Origin of the sequence: Baekduia soli, assembly GCF_007970665.1 — a bacterium.
Lineage (GTDB): Bacteria > Actinomycetota > Thermoleophilia > Solirubrobacterales > Solirubrobacteraceae > Baekduia > Baekduia soli.
In genome coordinates, this window is record NZ_CP042430.1 from 3,163,132 (window position 1) to 3,181,201 (window position 18,070).

Here is an 18,070-nt window from a genome sequence, read left to right on the forward strand (position 1 = left end):
GCGGGCTCGGCTGAGGGCGAAGCACGTGGAGTCCCTCGTGTCACGCGCCGCTACGACCGGGGTGCTTACCAGTCCGGCACCTCCTCGGCGACCCGGGCGGCCTTGCGATACCGGGGCTCCTCGCGACGGATGAGATCGGGGTTGGTGCCGCGCGCGTGCGCCAGCGCGAGCGTGAGGGCCTGCAGGCCGCCTGCACCGGCGAGGAGGCCCGCCAGGGTCCGGTCGAGCTGGGCGTCCTGCGGGAGGTCGAGGACGAGGCGGCCGGCAGGCGTCAGTGCCGGTGGAAGTGCGTCGTCGTAGGAGGCCGACAGCAGCGCCGCGACCGGCAGGCCGATCGCGGCGACGGCCCCGGCCAGAAGGGCGGCGCGGCGGGCGAGACGACTCTGCTGTGGGCCGCGATCGATCGCGACGAGGTCACCGCGTCGCCGGAGTCGTGGCCGGCGAGCGAGCCGTGCAGCACAGTCTCGAGTCGAGGGCGACGGTGGGCATCCGAGCGCCCTCGGCGATCTTCAGCGCCAGCTCGCGTGCCGTGATGTGGTCGATGCCCGCACCGGCGCACAGCAGGACGCGGCTGCCGGACAGGTGGTCGGCGAGCGGGACCGCATCGACCGCGGCGCCGCTGCGCAGCACCGCAGCCGCGGCGGCCGGCTGGATGGTCATCGGGCCAAGGTGCTCGGCGATCGCCGCACCCGCGGCGATCGCCGAGGTGTAGGCGACGGTGTGACACCACGAGTCGTCGTGGCGTGGTGTCACGAGGACATGGTCGACGGCGGCGGCCACGGCGGAGGACGGGTCGTGGACGACCGCCGCCGTGCGCGCACCGGCCTGGCGGGCCGCTGCCGTGGCCAACGCCGTCGCACGAGTGCCGCCGTCGTGTGAGACCGCCAGGCAGACGCCGTCGATGGGATCGATGGCCGCGCTGAGCGCCGGCCGGGCGTGGATGAGCGGCCGGCGCCCCCGATTCACGACGCCGCGGATGAGCGCCGCGATCCCGTGGGCGGCGTGCTCGGAGGTGCCACACCCCGTCACGGTCACCGACCGACCAGCGGCGAGCGCGCTCTCGATCTCGGCGGCGATGGCGGCGGCCGCCGGCGAGGGGTGGGAGAGCATCTGCTCGGCCAGCGCCGGCTGGGTGGCGATCATCTCCTGCATGACCCACGGCGGGCCGGCTCGCAGCTCGGGATGGTCGTCGGTATGCCAGCGGGTATCGGTCATGAACGGGGTCCCGGGTCGATGGACGGGAAACGGCTGGTCTTCAGGGCCTGTGAATCCCGAGCCGCCGAGCGTGCGGCGGGCGCGATCGTGCTGGGGATGGGACGCCAGTCGGCAGCAGATCCGAGTGTCCCCCGATCGCCTCGGCCGCGCTGTGGATCACCACGTCGGCGCCGAGCTCGAGCGGGCGCTGCAGCAGCGGCGTGGCGAACGTTGTCGACGACGCACAGCAGGTCGTGCTCAGGCCACTTCCGGGGCCACGATGACCGGGGCATCGCCGAACAGGCGCATGGCGGCCGCGGCGGCCGTCATGCCTGAGGCCAACATCAGCGCCCGTCCGCCCTCGAGCGCTCCCAGCGCCTCCTTCAAGGCCTGCCATGGCGCGTGGCCTGACGTGCCGTCGGGTTGCAGCGCAGACGCCGGCGTCACGGGAACGTTCAGCGGGCCGTCGGCGGCGCCCGGCCGGCCCGAAGAGATCACGACCGTCTCGGGATGCAGGGGGGTGCCGTTGCCGGTGTTCATGGTCATGTGGCCCGGCGCTCGATGCGGTCGAGGCGACAGTCGGGCCAGCGATCCAGGAGCAGGCCCGAGAGCTCGTCGGCGGCGTGGTGCAATTCGTCGGTGGAGAGCCCATCGAGGCGGTCGAAGACGAAGAACGCGCGCGTCGTGGCGTCGGTGAGCTGGGTGCGGCGTCCCTGGCGCCAGTTCCAGCGACGGCAGGTCACGGCGCGGTCGTCACGCCAGACCACTTCGCCGGGTGGGAGGTGCTCGACGTCGAGGCCGTCGCCGCGGGGATCGAACGGCTCGCCGCCCGTCGTGACGGTCAGGCGCAACGGGCCCTCCAGGTGGTCGGCGTCCTCGCCGCCCAGCGGCACGACATGGCCGACGCTGACCGCGTTGTAGAGGTCGACGAGGACGTTGACGCGCGGGAGCGCCTGCCCCTTGAGGACCCGGGTGATGAGGGCCTCGGCGGAGCTCGGGTATCGACTGGGCTTGGCGCCGAAGGCGCTGAACGCCGCGCGCCACGCGGCGATGTGCGGGTGGTCGGTCGCACGGGTCAGGCCGCAGGTACGCAGGTGGGCCTCGGCGGCGGTGAGCCGGGCGTCGCTTCCGGCGTCCGACGGGCCGTTGACCAGTCCAGAGGCCAGCAGGACGAGTGCGACGTAGTCGGGATGCTCGGCGTGGATGACGGGGTCCACGAGGACGTCGAGCGCGTCGTCAGGCACCGTGATGCTCCGGTGTGAGGTGGACGGTCATGATCAGCTCGCACGGCCCGCGGCCCGCGCCCTGGTAGGAGTGGGGCACGTCGGAGGCAAAGGCGGTCGTCTGGCCGGCGTGCAATGGGCAGGCGGTGTCGGCGAGCGTGAGCAGCATCTGGCCTCGTACGACGGTCAGCGTCTCGGTGACCCCGGGAGGGTGGGCGTGGCTGTCGTGGCGCTCCCCGGGGTACAGCCGCCAGCGCCACACCTCGACCGGCGCCGGACGGGGATTGGTGAGCAACAGCCGGGCCGTACCGCCGGACGGACCGGTCCACAGCGGCGCGATGTCGCCGGCATCGACGACGACGGGCGCCGGCCCGGGGTGGGCGTCCTCCATCAGCGAGGACACCGACCGCCCGAGCGCGTCGGCCAGGCCCACGAGCGTCGCCAGGTTCGGGTTGCCGCGCGCCCCCTCCAGCGCGACCAGCGCACCCTTGCTGACGTTCGCCCGCCGGGCGAGGACGTCGAGCGACCATCCAGCGGCGACCCGCGCGGAACGGACGTTGCGGGCGACGATGTCCAGGGTGGCGTCGTTCACGGGCGGTCATTACAGCGTACATTGCCGGTCGTTCTGATGACCGGAACGGCATGAACTGGGCGAGCCCGCTGCGGGTGAGGCGCCCCGCGAGCCAGTCATCACCCGAGCCGACGTCTTGCGCTCAGGACGTCGCCCAGCTGCTGGTGGTGCCAAGGTCCACGATCGAGGACTGGGCGCGGCGCGCGTGATACCCAGTCGCAAGCGGCCAGCGGCGCTTCTTCCTGTGGCGCCGGCCGATCCTCTGAAGCCTCGGGGCCCGAGCCGGCCCTACACCGTGGTGACGCACTGCCACGGTCCAGCGCGGCGGCGCCTACCGGTGCACGAGCAGCCCGAACGGCCCGCGCGGCATCCATACGATCACGGTCGACGTCGACGCGGCGAGCGGTCCACCCGTCCATGCCCGTCGAGGTCAGCGTTCACGGGCACCGCGACCGCGGCGTGACCGGCCTCTTCGGCGCGGGGCTCCGCGTCGCCCACGTGGGTCCTGCCCGCCCTCTGGTCCGTCGCATCATCGAGAGGCGGTGACGAGAAGCGGTAGCGAATCTGCCGGACCGCTCGACGGCGCCATCCCGAGGACAAGAAGAGCCCCGCGTCTGCGGGGCTCTTCTCCGAAGCGGCTGAAGGGACTCGAACCCTCGACCTTCTGCATGGCAAGCAGACGCTCTAGCCAACTGAGCTACAGCCGCACGACTAGGGGTGGGAGTCTAGCAATGGGTCTGACCCGCGGGTCGACCCCCTCGGCACCCCCGGACCGACGCGCGGCGCCGGGGCCTGGGGGCCCCGACGCCTCGCCTCGCGACAGGCCTACTTGCGCGAGACCTTCTCGCAGTTGCTGCGCACGGAGTCGACCTTGTCGGCGATCACCGTGTCGCGGCCCGAGCCGCAATCGATCACGTCGCGATGGCGGTCGCGGGCGTGGATCGTGTCGTTGCCGGCGCCGGCGCGGATGACGTCGCGCCCGGCCCCACCGGTGATCTTGTCGGCGCCGTTGCCGCCGTAGATCTGGTCGTTGCCCGCGCCGCCGGACAGGATGTCGTTGCCGTCCGCGCCCGACAGCCGGTCGTTGCCGTTGCCGCCGAACAGCGAGTCGTTGCCGGACTCGCCGTACAGCTTGTCGGCGCCGTCGCCGCCCGACAGGCGGTCGGTGCCCGCGCCGCCGTACAGGACGTCCCGGCCGGCGTTGCCGTACAGCTTGTCGTTGCCCAGGCCGCCGAAGACCTGGTCGTTGCCCAGGCCGCCGACGAGCAGGTCCGCGCCGTTCTCGCCGATCAGCGTGTCGTTGCCGTCCTGGCCGTAGAGACAGTCATCGCCGTCCTGGCCGCGCATGTAGTCGTTGCCCGCCTGGCCGTACTCGACGTCGCCGTTGACCGAGCCCTCGATGCGATCCGGGCCCGCGGTGCCGAGGAACGGCACGGTGCAGGCGCCGGTGGGGGCGACCTCCAGGGCGGCGACCGGCGTGGGGGAGGCGTTCCGACGGGCGAGGCCGAGATCGGCGTCACGTTGACCGGGGGCGGGGGCGCGGGGGTGCCGCCGGTGGGCGTGCCGCCGCCGTTGGTCGGCGGGGGCGTGGGACCACGCTGGTCGACGCCGTTGAGGAACTCGCAGGCCGAGCCGGCGACCACGATGTCCTTGGCGTCGGTGACGAGGTGATCGACGCCGGCGCCGCACGAGTCGATCTGGTCGCGCTCAGTGCCCTTCATGTCGACCGTATCGTCGCCGGCGCCGGCGTTGATGATCGTGTCCAGGCCCGCGCCGCCGACGATGGAGGACGGGATGGTCGTCTCGTTGTCGAAGGTGTCGTCGAGCTGGCCGAGGGGGAACTGCAGCAGCGTGACCCCCGCCGGGTCGCAGGAGGCCGTGTTGGCGTCGACGGCCACGCAGCCCACGCCGGGCGTCAGCGGGGTGGCGGCGTCGTTGACGATGATCCGGCCGCTCCCGGTGGTGATCTTGATCTGGTTGGTCTCCGGAGCGGCCTTGGTCGGGTTGGCCGGATCGCCGGTGGGACCTGGACCTCGCTGAAGAGGATCCGCTTGACCCCGGCCGAGTTGGTGTCGACCCGGATGTCGCCCGCGAAGGCCGATTGCGCCGTGACCCCGGCGATGGCGGCGGCCGCGACGAACGCCGCCATCACTCGCTGCTTGCTCATGCTTTCTCCTTGCGTGACACAGGACGCCCTCCGGGCGCGATCAGGTCTGCCAACGCGACCGTCGCGCCGGAGTTGCGCCGCAGCCTACGCGGAACTAGACCATCGTCGGGGGCGACGGTCGTATGGCCGACCACCGGGCTCCGGCCGCCGCCCCGGCTCGGGCCACGGCCCATAGAGTGCGCGGCGCCGGATCCGCCTCGATCCACAACCCGAAGGGTCTGCCATGACGTCGAGTGACTTCCGCTGCCTGCGCCTGGACCGCGACGGCGACGTGCTGCGCGTGACGATCGATCATCCCGACAGCAAGATCAATGCCGTCGACGACGACCTGCACCACGACCTCACGGCGCTGTTCCGCCATCTCAAGCAGGTCGACGACGCGCGGGCGATCCTGCTCACGGGCTCCAAGGGCGTCTTCTCGGTCGGCGGCGACTTCGACTGGTTCAAGACGCTGGACTCGCCCCGGCGTGTCTTCGACCTGCACCGCGACGCCAAGCAGATGATCTGGGACCTGCTGGACGTCCAGCTGCCGATCGTCGCCGCCGTCAACGGCCACGCCATGGGCCTGGCGGCCAACCTCGCGCTGTTCTGCGACGTGATCTTCATGGGGGAGAGCGCCCTGATCGCCGACCCGCACGTCAAGGCCGGGATCGTCGCCGGCGACGGCGGCACCGCGATCTGGCCGATGACCATCGGGCCGGCGCGCGCCAAGGAGTACCTGTTGACCGGCGACCCGCTGACCGCCAGGGACGCCGAGCGCCTGGGCCTCATCAACCACGCCGTTCCCGACGACGAGCTCGACGAGGCCGCGATGGCGTTCGCCAAGCGCCTGGCCGCCGGCGCCCCGATGGCCGTGCAGTACACCAAGCTGGCCGTCAACAAGCTCATCAAGGAGGCCCTGAGCGTCTCCTTCGACGCCGCGACCGGCTACGAGATGGTCACGATGCTCAGCGAGGACCACGGCGAGGCGATCGAGTCCTTCCTCAACCGCCGCCCGCCGGAGTTCACGGGGAGGTAGGTCCAGCCTCCGCGCGGAACTGCTCGAGCAGGCGGAACTTCTGGACCTTGCCCGAGGGCGTGGTCGGGAAGGCGTCGACGACGCGCAGGTGGGCGGGGATCCGGTAGGCCGGCACGTCGCCCTCCAGCGCGGCCGTCAGCTCCTCGTGGGTCAGCGTGGCCCCGTCGCGCAGCGTCACGTACGCGGCGACCGCCTCGCCGTAGTACTCGTCGGGGACGCCGACGACGCTGACGTCGACGATGTCGGGCACGAGCTTGCGGATCGCGTCCTCGATCGTCTTGGGCGCGATGTTCTCGCCGCCGCGGATGATGATGTCCTTGGCCCGCCCGGTGATCGCGACGAAGCCGTCGGAGCCGAGCACGCCGAGGTCGCCCGAGCGCATCCAGCCGTCCTGGCTGAGCGCCGCCGCCGTGGCCTCCTCGTCGCCGAGGTAGCCCTTCATCGTGCCCCAGCCGCGGAAGCGGACCTCGCCCTCGACGCCGATCGGCACGCGCGTCTCGGTGCCCGGCTCGACGATCTCGACCTCGACGCCCGGCAGCGGGCGCCCGACGGTCTCCAGCGCGCGCTCCAGCGGGTCCGACGGGCCGGTCTGGATGCACGGCCCGGTGGTCTCGGTCATCCCGTAGGTGTTGGCGATCCCCACGTCGTAGCGGTCGATCCACGTCGCGGCGACCTTGGCGGGCACGAGCGCGCCGCCGGTCAGCACGGTGCGCAGGCGCTCGAACGCGTAGCCCTCCTCCTCGGCCCGGACGGCCATCGCGATGAGCATCGTCGGCACGCCGATCGCCGCGGTCGCGTCCTCGCGCTCGATCGCCGCGCACACCTCGCGGGGGCTGAAGTAGGGCAGCACGATCTGCGTGCCGCGGACCGCGTAGGTCGAGGCCATCGCCGTGATGCTGCCGCCGACGTGGAAGAACGGCATGGCGTGCAGGTAGCGGCAGCCGTCCTCGATCTCGGCGCGGCAGGCCGTGCAGCGGCCGCCGTTGTACAGCGCGCGGCTGAAGATCTGCACCGCCTTCGGTCGTCCGGTCGTGCCCGAGGTGAACTCGATCTGCACGATGTCGTCGGTCTGCGCCTGCGCCCGGGCGGCGGCCAGCGCGTCGTCGCCGACCTCCTCGCCGCGCGCCACCCAGCGCTCCCAGTCCAGGTCGTGGCCCTCGACGGGCGCCAGCGCCACGCGCTCGCGCAGGGACGGGACCTCGCCGGCGATGCGCGCCAGCGTGTCCCACAGCGCCAGGTCCTTGTGGACGGCGTCGGCGAAGCAGACCTTGACCGCGGCGCGATCCAGGACATAGGCCAGCTCGTCGGGGGCGTAGAGCGGGTTGACCGGCACGGCGATCGCGCCGAGCTGCGAGCAGGCGAACTGCAGCAGGACGAACTCGGGGCGGTTGGCGGCGTAGACGGCGACGACCTCGCCGCGGCGGACCTCCCAGGCCACCAGGGCGCGGGCCACGCGCTCGACGTCGCGGCCCAGCTCGGCGTAGGTCCATCGCGACGGCCCCTGGCCGCCGTAGGGGACGAACACGAGCGCCTCGCGGTCCGGCACGGTGTCGACGCCGTGCTGGAGCAGCTCGTCGTAGCGCCGGTCCAGGGCCGGCATCGGCGTCGGGTCCTGATGCCAGTACGACGCGTTGGGCTCCGTCGCCTGCGTGACCGTCATCGGGCTCTCCTCGGTGGGTGTGACAGGGTCGGGCTCCCGCGTTGACCGGCGTCCGTGGACGCTGGTAGACAGACGACCGTACGGTCGGCCAGCCTAACCGGAGAGCAGAGCATGTCCCAACACCACGTCAGGGGCCGCACGGCCGTCGAGCCCCGGTCGGCCATCCGCGGTGACGCGTGAGCCGCGTCCTGGTCACCGGCGGCGCGTCGGGCATCGGCCTGGCGACCGCGCAGCTGCTGCTCGACGACGGCGCCGAGGTCGTCTCGCTGGACCGCCGGGAGTCCCCGCTGGACGGCGTCCGGAGCGTCGTGGCCGACGTCACCGACGCGGCCGCGCTGGCCTCGGCGGCCGACGAGATCGGCCCCGGCCTGGACGGCCTGGTCTGCGCGGCGGGCATCTGGGACGTGGAGGGCGACGGCAGCCCGTCGCGCCTGTCGCTGGAGGTCTGGGAGCGCACGCTGGCGGTCAACCTCACGGGCACGATGCTCACCGTGCGCGCGTTTGTCGACGGCCTGGCCGACGACGGGGCGATCGTCACGATCGGCAGCGTCGCGGCGCTCAGCGCGATGCCCGGTCGCGACGCCTACACGGCGACCAAGGGCGCGATCACCGCGCTGACGCGCGCCTGGGCCATCGACTACAGCCGGCGCGGGATCCGCGTCAACTGCGTGTGCCCCGGCCCCACGCAGACGCCGATGATCGAGGAGCTGCTGCGCGTGGCCGCCGAGCAGGACCGCACGATCGGCCTGCCCCAGCAGCGCGTCGCCGAGGCGCCCGAGATCGCGTCGGTCATCGCGTTCCTGCTCTCGCCGGCGGCGTCCTACGTCTCCGGGCAGATCCTGGCGGTCGACGGCGGGGCGACGGCCGCGCTGGCCGGCCTGCCGTTCCCGCGGCGCCGGCCGCGCGAGGCCTAGGTGGACATCGGCCACGTCCTGCGCCAGTGCTCGGCCCGGGCCGGGCGGGTCGCGCCGGGCGACCCGGCGCTCGCGCTCGACGACGGCCCGTTCGTCACCTACGGCGAGCTCGCCGCGCGCAGCGACCGCTACGCCAACGCGCTCCTGGACCTCGGCGTCGCCCACGGCGACCGCGTCGCGATCCTGATGCACAACAGCATCGAGTACTGGATCGCCTACTTCGCGATCACCCGCATCGGGGCGATCGCCGTGCGGCTGAACTTCCGCCTGGGCCCCGAGGAGCTGCAGTTCGCGCTGGACGACTCGGGCACCTCGATGCTGCTGGCCGACGCGGCGCTGCTGGCGCCGCTGGCCGACCGCCGAGGCGCGCTGGGCGTGCGCGAGTACGTCGCGCTGGGCGAGGACGCCGGCGGCCCCGCGCACCCGTGGGCCCTCCTGGAGGACGGCGCCGAGGGCGAGCCCGCCGTCGCGCGGCCCGACGACGCCGACGGCGCGATGATCATGTACTCCTCGGGGACCACCGGGCGGCCCAAGGGCGCGCTGTGGACCCACGGCAGCACGATGTGGTGGCTGGCGATGCAGATCGCCGGGCGGACCGGTGATCATCGTCACGCCGCGCAGCGTGACGATGATCACCGGCCCGCTCTACCACGTCGGCGGCATCGAGAACTACACCCTGCCCACGCTGGCCGCCGGGGGCAGCGTCGTGACGTGCTCCAGCGGCGGGTTCTCGATCCTGCGGGCCCTGGAGGTCGCCTCGGCCCAGGAGGTCACCGACCTCCTGCTGTTCCCGAACATGATCCGCGACATGCTGGCCACGCCCGGCTGCGAGCACGTCGCCCTGCACCGCGTGCGGCGCGTGTTCACCGGCGGCGACGCCGTGCTGCCCTCCTCCGTGGAGGCGATGCGCGCGCGCCACCCGCAGATGGACCTCGTGCAGGTCTACGGCCTGACGGAGGGCACCCCGGTCGTCGCCTGCGGCGCCCCGGGCTTCGCGTTCGAGCACCCCGAGCAGGTCGGGCGCGCGTTCCCGTTCGCCGAGCTGACGATCCGCGACGACGACGGCGCGGTCGTCGCCGACGGCCTGCCGGGGGAGATCTGGACGCGCAGTCCCGCCAACGCCGTGGGCTACTGGAACGACCGGCAGGCCAGCGCCGAGACGCTCGCCGGCCGCTGGTGCCGGACGGGGGACCTGGGCATCGTGGAGGACGGCGCGCTTCGGATCTCGGGCCGCAAGAAGGACATGATCGTCGCTGAAGGTCAAGAAGTTCGAGCTGCGCGAGCGCTTCGGCTGACCTAAGGACCCGTGCTCGCCCGAGCAGGGCCGCGGCTTCGCCGTCGTGGCCGACGAGGTGCGCAGGCTGGCCGAGGCGGCCTGCCCGCCGCCGCCTTCTCCGTGTCGCGCACGGCTGCCATGCTGCGCCGCGGCGGCCGCCCCGGCCGCCGCACGCACCCATGGATCTCGGCCTCGTCGCGCTGGTCTTCCTCGCCGCCCTGCTGGGCCCGGCGCTGTCGCTGCTGGCCCGCGGCGCGATCCCGGTCGTCGTCGGCCAGCTGCTGGCCGGCGTGGTGCTCGGGCGCACGGGGCTGCGGGTCATCGACCCCGCCAAGAGCGACCTCGAGCTGCTCTACACGCTGGGCTTCGCCACGCTGATGTTCACCGTGGGGATGCACGTGCCGCTGCACGACCGGCGGCTGCGCACCGCGCTGCGCACCGGCCTGGTGGCGGTCGCCGTCGCCGTGCCGCTCGCGGTGGGCGCGGGCCTGGCCGCCCACGCGCTGGCCGGCGGCCCGGCGCTCGTCTATGCCGTCGTGCTCGTCTCGTCCTCGGCGGCGGTCGCTCTGCCCGTCATCGACGAGACCGGCCTGAGCAGCCCGGCCGTCCTGGCGGCGATGACGTGGATCACGATCGCCGACATCCTGGCGACGATCGCGATCCCGCTCGTCATCACGCCGTCGCGCGCGGGCCACGCCGCCATCGGTGCGCTCATCGTCTCCGTGCTCGTCGCCGCGGTCTTCGGCGTCGCGCGGCTGCTGCGCCACGCCGAGTGGGTGCACCACGCGCGCAAGGAGGGCAAGCACCGCGGGTGGGCGATCGACCTGCGGTTGTCGGTCGTCGTGCTGTTCGGGCTGTCGTGGATCGCCCAGAAGGTCGGCGCGAGCCTGCTGGTCGCCGGGTTCGGCACCGGCCTGGTCGTCGGCGCGATCGGCGGCCCCAAGCGCCTGTCGCGCGAGGTCCTCGGCCTGGGCCAGGGCTTCCTCGTGCCGCTGTTCTTCGTGCTGCTGGGGGCCAGGCTCGACCTGCGGGCGCTGGGCCATGACCACCGCGCGGTCGTCCTCGCCGTGCTGCTCTCCGCGCTGGCCGTCGCCGTCCACGTCCTGGCCGCGGTGGTGATCCGCGCGCCGGCGTCGGTGGGCCTGCTGGCCACCGCCCAGGTCGGCGTCCCCGCGGCGGTCATCGCGCTCGGGCTGCCCGCCCACGCGTTCGACCAGGGACAGGCCGCCGCGATCTTCTGCGCCGCGCTGGTCTCCATCGCGGCGTGCGCGGTGGGGGCCGCGCTCTTGCGCGGCGCGGCGCTCCCGCCCGCCGCGCCGCCGGCGGCCCCCTACGACGCAGGGCGGCTGGAGGCCCAGACCCGGTAGTTGGCGTCGTCGCGCTGCAGCCACGCCGCGCTGAGGGCGCCCGTCACGGGATCGAAGGCGGCGCGCGCCTCGCCGACGACGCACAGCGCCGGGGCGGGGCACGTCGCCGGGAGGGTCTGCGCCGGGGTGAGGAAGCCCGAGCCGGGCGTGGTGGCGGCGACCACCACCTCCGACCTCACGAGCACGTCCCCGGTCTCGCGCTCCCAGGCGACGGCCAGCCGGCCGCCGGGCCCGATCGTCAGCTCGGTCGGGCGCACCGCGCGCCCGGCGGTCCCCCGCGCCAGCGTGTGGGGCGTGGCGAGCCGGTCGCGGTTGCCCAGGCGCGCGAGGACCACGGCCGTCTCGCCGGCGTTGTCGCCCTGCCAGGCGATCGCGCCGTGCCCCGCGGCGTCGAGCACCGTGAAGATCCGGCGGTCGGCACCGGCGAACGCGTACCCCGTGGCCTCGTAGCGCGCCAGGACGCGATGGGTGAACGGCCGGCCGGGCAGCCGGACGGCGGCGTCGAAGGCGAACGACGTGGGGCCGTTCGCGGGCCGGCCCGCGGTGGCCCAGGCCAGCAGGATGCGCCCGCGGGCGTCCATGGCCGCCCGCAGCACGCTCGGCGTGTGGACGGCGGCGGCCACCCGCAGCACGGGGCCCCAGGCGCCGCCGGCCGGGCGGACGCGCGCCTGCACGGCGCCCCGGCGGTACCAGGCCAGGACGCGGTCCCCGCGTGCGTCGATGGCCACGGCCGGCATCCGCGCCCCCTGCGGTGTGCGGTCGCGCACGGGGCCGAAGGACGCGCCGGCCCGGCGCTCGGAGACGCGCACGACCGTGGTGGTCCCGTCGTCGCGCGACCAGGCGGCGATCGCGGCGCCGGCGGGCGAGGCCGCCAGCGCCGGGGTCGACAGCGAGCGCGCGGCCCGGCGCCCGCCGGTCGTGCCGAGGTCCAGGGACACCGGGACGGCGAACGTCGCGTCGGCGCGCCCGAGCGCGGCGATCATCCGGTAGCGCAGCGTCGGGCCGGAGCCCTCGCGCAGCGAGCCGCGCATGAGCAGACGCGAGCGGCCGTAGAACGCGAGGGCCGGCTGGGCGTGCAGGTAGGCCAGCCCGCGCAGCAGGCGCGGGCCCGGCTGCCAGCCCGTCGTCCCGGCGGCGTGGGTCGCGGTTCCGTAGAACGGGCCGGGCTGGGCGCTCCAGACCAGCAGGCCGTCGCCGTCGGCGTCGTAGGCCGCCGTGATGATCGCGCTCGCGGTGCCCGGACCCGAGAGGTCCTGGGGATCGGACCACTGCGCCGACGCGCGGGCGGGCGCGGCCAGGGCGAGGACGGCGACGAGCAGCAGGGCGGGCCGGGCGGGCATGCAGCCATCGTCCACGCGCCGCGGGGCGCGGCCATCCGTCGTTCGCCGCATGCCGCGCGCGAGGAACCCGGTACGGTCGGCGCCATGCGGATCTGGGCCGAGGCGACGACGGTCGGCGACCTGGTCGACCGCGCCGCCACCGAGACCACGGGCGACGCCGTCGTGTTCCCCGGCCGTCGCGCGAGCTACCCCGAGCTTGCGCGGCGCACCGACGACTGCGCCCGCAGCCTGCTCGCGCTCGGCGTCGGGCCGGGCGACAAGGTCGCGCTGTTCCTGCCCGACGGCCTGGACGTCGTCGTCGCGCTCGTCGCCACGACGAAGCTCGGCGCGGTTCCCGTGCCGGTCAACGGGCGCTTCAAGGCGCGTGAGCTCCAGCACGTCGTCGCGCACTCCGACGCGCGCATCCTGCTCACGGCGACCGCGACGACCGACGAGGGCACCGACCACGCCGGGATCGTCGCCGAGGTCTTCCCGGCGGGGCCGGGGCAGGACGACGGCGAGCGCGCCACCGACGCGGCGCCGCACCTGCGCCGAATCGTCGACCTCACCGGGGCCCGGCCGGGCTTCCTCTCGCGCGCCGCGTTCGAGGCCGCCGCGCAGCGCGTCGGGGTCGGCGAGCTGCGCACGCTGCAGAACCGCGTGCGCCTGCGCGACATCGCGCTGCTCATGTACACCTCGGGCACCACGTCGCGCCCGAAGGGCTGCCTCATCACCCACGAGGCGATCGTCCGCCACGGGGCGGCGGTCTGCCGGCGCCACTTCCTGCTGACCGAGCGCGACCGGCTGTGGGACCCGCTGCCGCTCTTCCACTGCGGCGGCATCGTGCTCATGATCGGCACCTTCGCCGCGCGGGCCGCGTTCGTGCACACGGGTGCGCACTTCGACGCCGACACCGCGCTGCGCCAGCTCGAGGAGGAGCGCTGCACCGTGGCCTACCCGGCCTTCGAGAACCTCTGGCTGCCGGTGATCGAGCACCCGCGGCTGGCCGAGGCCGACCTCAGCGCCCTGCGCCTGATCCAGACGATCTGCACGCACGAGCGCCTCGCCCAGTTGCAGGCGCGCCTGCCCAGGACGACGCAGACCACGGCCTACGGCTCGACGGAGTGCTGCACGAACCTCACCCTGCCGTTCCCCGACGACCCCTACGAGGTGCGGATGAGCACCCAGGGCGCACCCGTGGAGGGCATGGAGGTGCGCATCGTCGATCCCGAGACCCGCGAGCCGCTGCCCACCGGGGTCACCGGCGAGCTGTGCTTCCGCGGCTACTCGCGCTTCGAGGGCTACTACAAGGACCCCGAGCTCACGGCGGCCACGATCGACGCCGACGGCTGGTTCCACTCGGGCGACCGCGCCGCGCTCGACGAGCACGGGCGCCTGATCTACGGCGGCCGCATCAAGGACATGCTCAAGGTCGGTGGCGAGAACGTCTCGGCCCTGGAGGTCGAGGCCCACCTGACCGGCCACGAGGCCGTCGGCATCGTCGCCGTCGTCGCGGCCCCCGATGCGCGCTACGGCGAGGTGCCCGCCGCCTTCGTGGAGTGCCGCCCCGGCGCGACCGTGACCGAGGAGGAGATCATCGACTTCTGCGTCGGCCAGATCGCCACCTACAAGGTGCCGCGCTACGTCCGCGTGGTCACCGAGTGGCCCATGTCGGGCACGAAGATCCAGAAGTTCGCCCTGCGCGAGCGCATCGCCGCCGAGCTGGCCGCCGCCGGCATCTCCGAGGCGCCGCGGATCTCCTCGCGGCGTCCCGAGCCCGCCTGACCGGCACGGCCGGGGCCGCCCGGGTCCTCGGCGAACGTCCGGGGAGCGCTCAGCCGGCCCACGGTCTCGGGCGGCAGGGTCCTGGACATGCCCACGACTCGGCGCGCTCCTGGCGTCGGCGTTCCCGACGCTCCCGGCGCCCGCGATCGCCTCGGCGGCCGGCGGCCACCGCGCGTCGCGCCGCCGCCGCCGCAGCCTGCGCCCCACGGCAGGCCGGGCGGGCCCGTCGCGGTCCTGACGGCCGGCACGCGGGTGCGCACGGGCCGCAGCCAGATCCCCGTCGGGCTCTCGTGGTCCTAGCGGCCGCGGATCCCAGGAAACCCACAGGGTGCTCGCGGGCCGATCCCATGGTCGCCGCCGATGGTGGGGACATGACCATCGCGCTGCTTCCCCGCACGACCCACGTCGGCCACGTCATGGCACCGTCGTGTCCCTCGACGTGCAACGCCTGAGCACGGCACGGCTGCGCGGCCTGCCGGGCATCGTGGGCGCGTCGACGGGTCGGCCCCCGGCATCCAGCCCGTCCTCGATCGCACCAACCCCGCGCTGGTTCGGGCGAAGGGCACGCTGACCGGCGTCGCGGCCGTGGACCGCGACAGCGTCTCCCTGACCCCGAGCCCGTGCCGCTGCCGGCGCCGGAGACTGCCTAGCCGCGCTCGGCCTCCTCGACGGCGCGGGCGCTCTCGACGCGCGAGCCGGCGTCGAGCTTGCGGAACATGTTGCGGATGTGGGTCTCCACGGTCTTCTTGCTGAGGAACAGCTCGCCGGCGATCTCGCCGTTGGTCCTGCGGTCCACGATGAGGCGCGCGATCTCCAGCTCGCGCTCGGTCAGCGCGCCCACCCCGGTGCTCGCGCCGCCCGCCCGGGTGCGGCGGTGGATGTGCTGCCCGAGCCGGCGCAGCTCGCGCTCGGCCGCGTCGCGGTGGCGCACGGCGCCGCAGCGGTCGAGCTCGGCGGCCGCCTGCTCGAGCTCGCGCACCGCCCGGTCCTGCTCGCCGGTCTGCGCCAGCGCACGGCCGGCGATCGTGCGCGCCAGGCCGGCCTCGACCGGCATGCCCACCGCGTCGGAGAGCGCCGCCGCGCGCAGCGCCAGGCCGGCCGCCGCGGCGGCGTCGCCGGCGGCCAGCGCGACCGCTGCCGTCGCGCGGTCCGCCATGGCGGCCGCGGAGCGCAGGCCGACGGCCTCCGCGGCGGCCCGTGCGCCCGCCGCGGCCCGCCGGGCCTCGTCGTCGTCGCCCAGCGCCAGCCGGCTGCGGGTCATCAGCTCGAGCAGGTAGGCGCGCCAGACCTCCGGGATCGCGATGAGATCCTCTCCCACGGAGTCCGTCAGCGCGGCGGCGGCCCGGTCCGGCCGGCCGCTGTCGAGCAGCGCGACGGCGAGCACGGCGGCCGCGCGCGCGGCGATCACGCCCTGACCGGTGGCGGTCGCGAGTTCCAGGCTCTCCTGCGCCGTGGCGATCGCGGTGCGCAGGTCGCCCGCGGGCACCGCGACGAAGGCCCGGCAGAACAGCGCCCAGGCCAGGGCGGCCCGGTTGCCCGACAGCCGGGCCGCCTCGGTGGCCGCCTCCAGCAGCTCGGCGGCCTCGGCGAGGTGGCCGCTCATGCACCAGGCGACGCCGAGCGTGGCGTAGACCCCGGGGAACAGCTGGCCCTGGCCCGTCGCGCGCCCGACGGCGAGCGCGCGCTCGGCGTGGACGCCGGCCTCGGCGAAGCGGTCGAGGTAGATCTCCGCGCCGGCCAGCTCGACGGCGGCGTCGAGCCGGCCGGCCAGCTCGTCGTCGGTGAGCGCGTCGACCATCGGCGCCGCCTCCGCCCACACGCGCCCGGCGGGCTCGGGCTCTCCACCCCAGGCCAGGGCGCGGGCGAGCGTCGCCAGCGCGGCGGCGGTCAGCGCCGGGTCGCCGATGGCCCTGGCCGCCTCGACGGCCCGGCGGGCCCACTCCTGCCCCGCGCGGTACTGGAGGCGGTAGACCTCGTCGGCGGCGAGCTCGAGCATCAGCGCGACGGCCGCCGGCCCGGTCGCCTCGGGCAGGTCGGAGAGGGCCTCGGCCAGGCGGTCGTGGGCCTGCTCGTGGCGGCCCAGCAGCCGCTCGACCCGCGCGCAGGCGGCCACGAGCCTGACCCGCACGGGCGATGCGTCCGGCGCGATGAGGCCCAGGCTCTCGATGAGCGCGGCATGGGCCTCGGCGAAGCGGCCCGTCGCGGCCTGCGCGGCGGCGCCGGCCAGCAGCAACTCGACCCGGCCGGCGGCGGGGGCGGTGTCGGGGAGCAGTCGCAGGGCGCTCGCGAACCACCGGGCCGCGGTGGCCGGGGCCCGCCGCGACGCGTCGTGGCCGGCCTGGGTGAGGACCGCCACCGCGGCGGCGTCGCCGACCCGGGCCGCGATGTCGACGTGGTGGGCACGGGCGGAGGCGGCGGCGCCGCGGTCGGCGAGCGCGTCAGCGACCCGCTCGTGGGCCCCGATCCGGCGGCCCACCGCGGCCGACTCGTAGACCGCGCGCCGGACGATGGGATGGCGGAAGCGGAAGCGCCGCGGCACGGTGGTCGTCCGGATGAGGTCGACGGCCAACAGCTCGTCGATGGCCTCCATGACGGCGGGCTCGGCCACGTCGGACGCCGACGCCGCGAGCTCGCGCTCGAAGGGGTCGCCGGCCACCGAGGCGCCCTCCAGGATGCGCCGGGTCGGGGGCGCGAGCAGCTCGAGCTCCTCCTGCAGCGCGGCGGCGACCGGACCGGGGACCTGCACCTCCGCCACCGACAGACCGCCCTCGGGTGCGCTCGGCGCGGCCGCCGCTCCCGCGCGGGCCAGCTGCTCGAGGTAGAACGGGTTGCCGCCCGACTCCTCGTAGAGGGCGGCCGCCGACGCGTCCGACGGCGCGCGGCCGAGCATCGCGGCGGCCTCCTCGCCCGTCAGCGGGTCCAGCCCGATCTGCGTGAGCTCGCCGTTGCGCACCGCCCGCCGGACTGCGCCGGCCAGGCGTGGCGGGGTCTGGTGCGGGCGCGAGGCGAGCACGAGGAGGACGGCCGCCGCGGGAGGGCGGTGCAGGAGGGCGGCGGTGAGGTCGATGGAGGCCGCGTCGGCCCAGTGGACGTCGTCGAGCATGAGGACCATGGGCTTGGTCGCGGCGAGACGCTCCAGGAGCTCGCGGACCGCGCGGTTGATCCGGTAGCGCTCGTCCTGCAGTCCGGCAGCCGCGCCGCGGCCGAGGTCCGACAGCGCCGGGAACACCTGCGCGAGCTCCGCACGGACCTCCTCGTCGAGGTTGGCGAGCCGTCGCGGCTCCACGCCCGCCACGTACTCGTCGAGCGCGTCGACGAAGACCCAGAACGGCAGATCGCGGTCCAGGTCCGATCCCGAGCCGGTCAGGACGATGTGACCCCGGGCGTCGGCGCGGGCCGCGAGCTCGGCCAGGAGACGCGTCTTGCCGATGCCGGCCGCGCCCACGACCTCGAGGGCCCGCGCGTGCCCGCCGTCGAGGTCGTCGAGCGCGGCGTCGAGGCGGGAGAGCTCCGGGCCGCGTCCGACGAGGTGGTGGGCGAGCACGAACATCGCAGGGACTCGCCGCGACTATACGG

14 protein-coding genes, 1 tRNA gene and 1 pseudogene are annotated in these 18,070 nt (G+C 74.7%); 6 read left to right on the forward strand and 10 right to left on the reverse strand.

Going from position 1 to position 18,070, the window contains the following annotated elements:
- Positions 1-414 precede the first annotated feature (414 nt).
- The 7 genes from FSW04_RS15040 to FSW04_RS15065 all read right to left on the reverse strand — a co-directional run bounded on the left by FSW04_RS15040 (position 415) and on the right by FSW04_RS15065 (position 4,422).
- A complete protein-coding gene (locus tag FSW04_RS15040) occupies positions 415-1,215 on the reverse strand; it encodes an SIS domain-containing protein (protein ID WP_146920651.1) in 801 nt (266 codons plus the stop codon).
- Between the two features lie 40 nt (positions 1,216-1,255).
- The gene (locus FSW04_RS28555; protein WP_228431293.1) at positions 1,256-1,456 is read right to left on the reverse strand and encodes a PLP-dependent transferase; all 201 of its coding nucleotides are present in this window, start codon (positions 1,454-1,456) and stop codon (positions 1,256-1,258) included.
- Entirely contained in the window at positions 1,453-1,740 is a 288-nt protein-coding gene (locus tag FSW04_RS27210; RefSeq protein WP_228431391.1) for a hypothetical protein, read from the reverse strand. Before FSW04_RS27210 ends, FSW04_RS28555 begins: the two co-directional genes overlap by 4 nt.
- Entirely contained in the window at positions 1,737-2,438 is a 702-nt protein-coding gene (locus FSW04_RS15050) for a B3/B4 domain-containing protein (protein WP_146920655.1), read from the reverse strand. The genes FSW04_RS27210 and FSW04_RS15050 overlap by 4 nt, the downstream gene beginning before the upstream one ends.
- A complete protein-coding gene (locus tag FSW04_RS15055; protein WP_146920657.1) occupies positions 2,431-3,009 on the reverse strand; it encodes a helix-turn-helix domain-containing protein in 579 nt (192 codons plus the stop codon). Before FSW04_RS15055 ends, FSW04_RS15050 begins: the two co-directional genes overlap by 8 nt.
- Before the next feature lie 612 nt (positions 3,010-3,621).
- Positions 3,622-3,695 (reverse strand) — tRNA-Gly (locus FSW04_RS15060).
- Between the two features lie 118 nt (positions 3,696-3,813).
- Entirely contained in the window at positions 3,814-4,422 is a 609-nt protein-coding gene (locus FSW04_RS15065; protein WP_187368805.1) for a calcium-binding protein, read from the reverse strand.
- Between the two features lie 956 nt (positions 4,423-5,378).
- Between FSW04_RS15065 and FSW04_RS15070 the strand changes: the two genes are divergently transcribed.
- Positions 5,379-6,173, forward strand: coding sequence for an enoyl-CoA hydratase/isomerase family protein (locus FSW04_RS15070; RefSeq protein WP_146920661.1), 795 nt, complete (start codon positions 5,379-5,381; stop codon positions 6,171-6,173).
- Here FSW04_RS15070 and FSW04_RS15075 read toward each other — a convergent pair.
- A complete protein-coding gene (locus FSW04_RS15075) occupies positions 6,160-7,833 on the reverse strand; it encodes a class I adenylate-forming enzyme family protein (protein ID WP_146920663.1) in 1,674 nt (557 codons plus the stop codon). The two genes, FSW04_RS15070 and FSW04_RS15075, sit on opposite strands and share 14 nt — an antisense overlap.
- A gap of 176 nt (positions 7,834-8,009) precedes the next feature.
- Between FSW04_RS15075 and FSW04_RS15080 the strand changes: the two genes are divergently transcribed.
- The 4 genes and pseudogenes from FSW04_RS15080 to FSW04_RS15095 all read left to right on the forward strand — a co-directional run bounded on the left by FSW04_RS15080 (position 8,010) and on the right by FSW04_RS15095 (position 11,390).
- On the forward strand, positions 8,010-8,747 hold the full coding sequence (locus FSW04_RS15080) for an SDR family NAD(P)-dependent oxidoreductase (RefSeq protein ID WP_146920665.1): 738 nt from the start codon (positions 8,010-8,012) through the stop codon (positions 8,745-8,747).
- Positions 8,748-9,269 (forward strand): annotated as a pseudogene (locus FSW04_RS28560) (AMP-binding protein); the annotation flags it as partial.
- A 76-nt stretch (positions 9,270-9,345) separates the two neighbouring features.
- Positions 9,346-10,047, forward strand: coding sequence for a class I adenylate-forming enzyme family protein (locus tag FSW04_RS27890; RefSeq protein ID WP_146920667.1), 702 nt, complete (start codon positions 9,346-9,348; stop codon positions 10,045-10,047).
- 155 nt (positions 10,048-10,202) lie between these two features.
- Entirely contained in the window at positions 10,203-11,390 is a 1,188-nt protein-coding gene (locus tag FSW04_RS15095) for a cation:proton antiporter (RefSeq protein ID WP_146920669.1), read from the forward strand.
- On the opposite strand, the gene FSW04_RS15100 is transcribed toward FSW04_RS15095, so the two are convergent.
- Entirely contained in the window at positions 11,354-12,730 is a 1,377-nt protein-coding gene (locus FSW04_RS15100; protein WP_146920672.1) for a hypothetical protein, read from the reverse strand. The two genes, FSW04_RS15095 and FSW04_RS15100, sit on opposite strands and share 37 nt — an antisense overlap.
- An 84-nt stretch (positions 12,731-12,814) precedes the next feature.
- On the opposite strand from FSW04_RS15100, the gene FSW04_RS15105 reads away from it, so the two are divergent.
- On the forward strand, positions 12,815-14,494 hold the full coding sequence (locus FSW04_RS15105) for an AMP-binding protein (RefSeq protein ID WP_146920674.1): 1,680 nt from the start codon (positions 12,815-12,817) through the stop codon (positions 14,492-14,494).
- Positions 14,495-15,140: 646 nt separating this feature from the next.
- Here the strand turns inward: FSW04_RS15105 and FSW04_RS15110 are convergent.
- Complete coding sequence (locus FSW04_RS15110; protein WP_146920676.1) at positions 15,141-18,044, reverse strand: helix-turn-helix transcriptional regulator; 2,904 nt, start codon at positions 18,042-18,044, stop codon at positions 15,141-15,143.
- Between the last annotated feature and the right edge of the window lie 26 nt (positions 18,045-18,070).

Excerpts from the sequence above, each read along its gene's own strand:
- FSW04_RS15040 (WP_146920651.1), bottom strand. The coding sequence starts at position 1,215 with ATGACCGATACCCGCTGGCATACCGACGACCATCCCGAGCTGCGAGCC.
- FSW04_RS27210 (WP_228431391.1), bottom strand. The coding sequence starts at position 1,740 with ATGACCATGAACACCGGCAACGGCACCCCCCTGCATCCCGAGACGGTC.
- FSW04_RS15070 (WP_146920661.1), top strand. The coding sequence starts at position 5,379 with ATGACGTCGAGTGACTTCCGCTGCCTGCGCCTGGACCGCGACGGCGAC.
- FSW04_RS15075 (WP_146920663.1), bottom strand. The coding sequence starts at position 7,833 with ATGACGGTCACGCAGGCGACGGAGCCCAACGCGTCGTACTGGCATCAG.
- FSW04_RS15095 (WP_146920669.1), top strand. The coding sequence starts at position 10,203 with ATGGATCTCGGCCTCGTCGCGCTGGTCTTCCTCGCCGCCCTGCTGGGC.
- FSW04_RS15100 (WP_146920672.1), bottom strand. The coding sequence starts at position 12,730 with ATGCCCGCCCGGCCCGCCCTGCTGCTCGTCGCCGTCCTCGCCCTGGCC.
- FSW04_RS15105 (WP_146920674.1), top strand. The coding sequence starts at position 12,815 with ATGCGGATCTGGGCCGAGGCGACGACGGTCGGCGACCTGGTCGACCGC.
- FSW04_RS15110 (WP_146920676.1), bottom strand. The coding sequence starts at position 18,044 with ATGTTCGTGCTCGCCCACCACCTCGTCGGACGCGGCCCGGAGCTCTCC.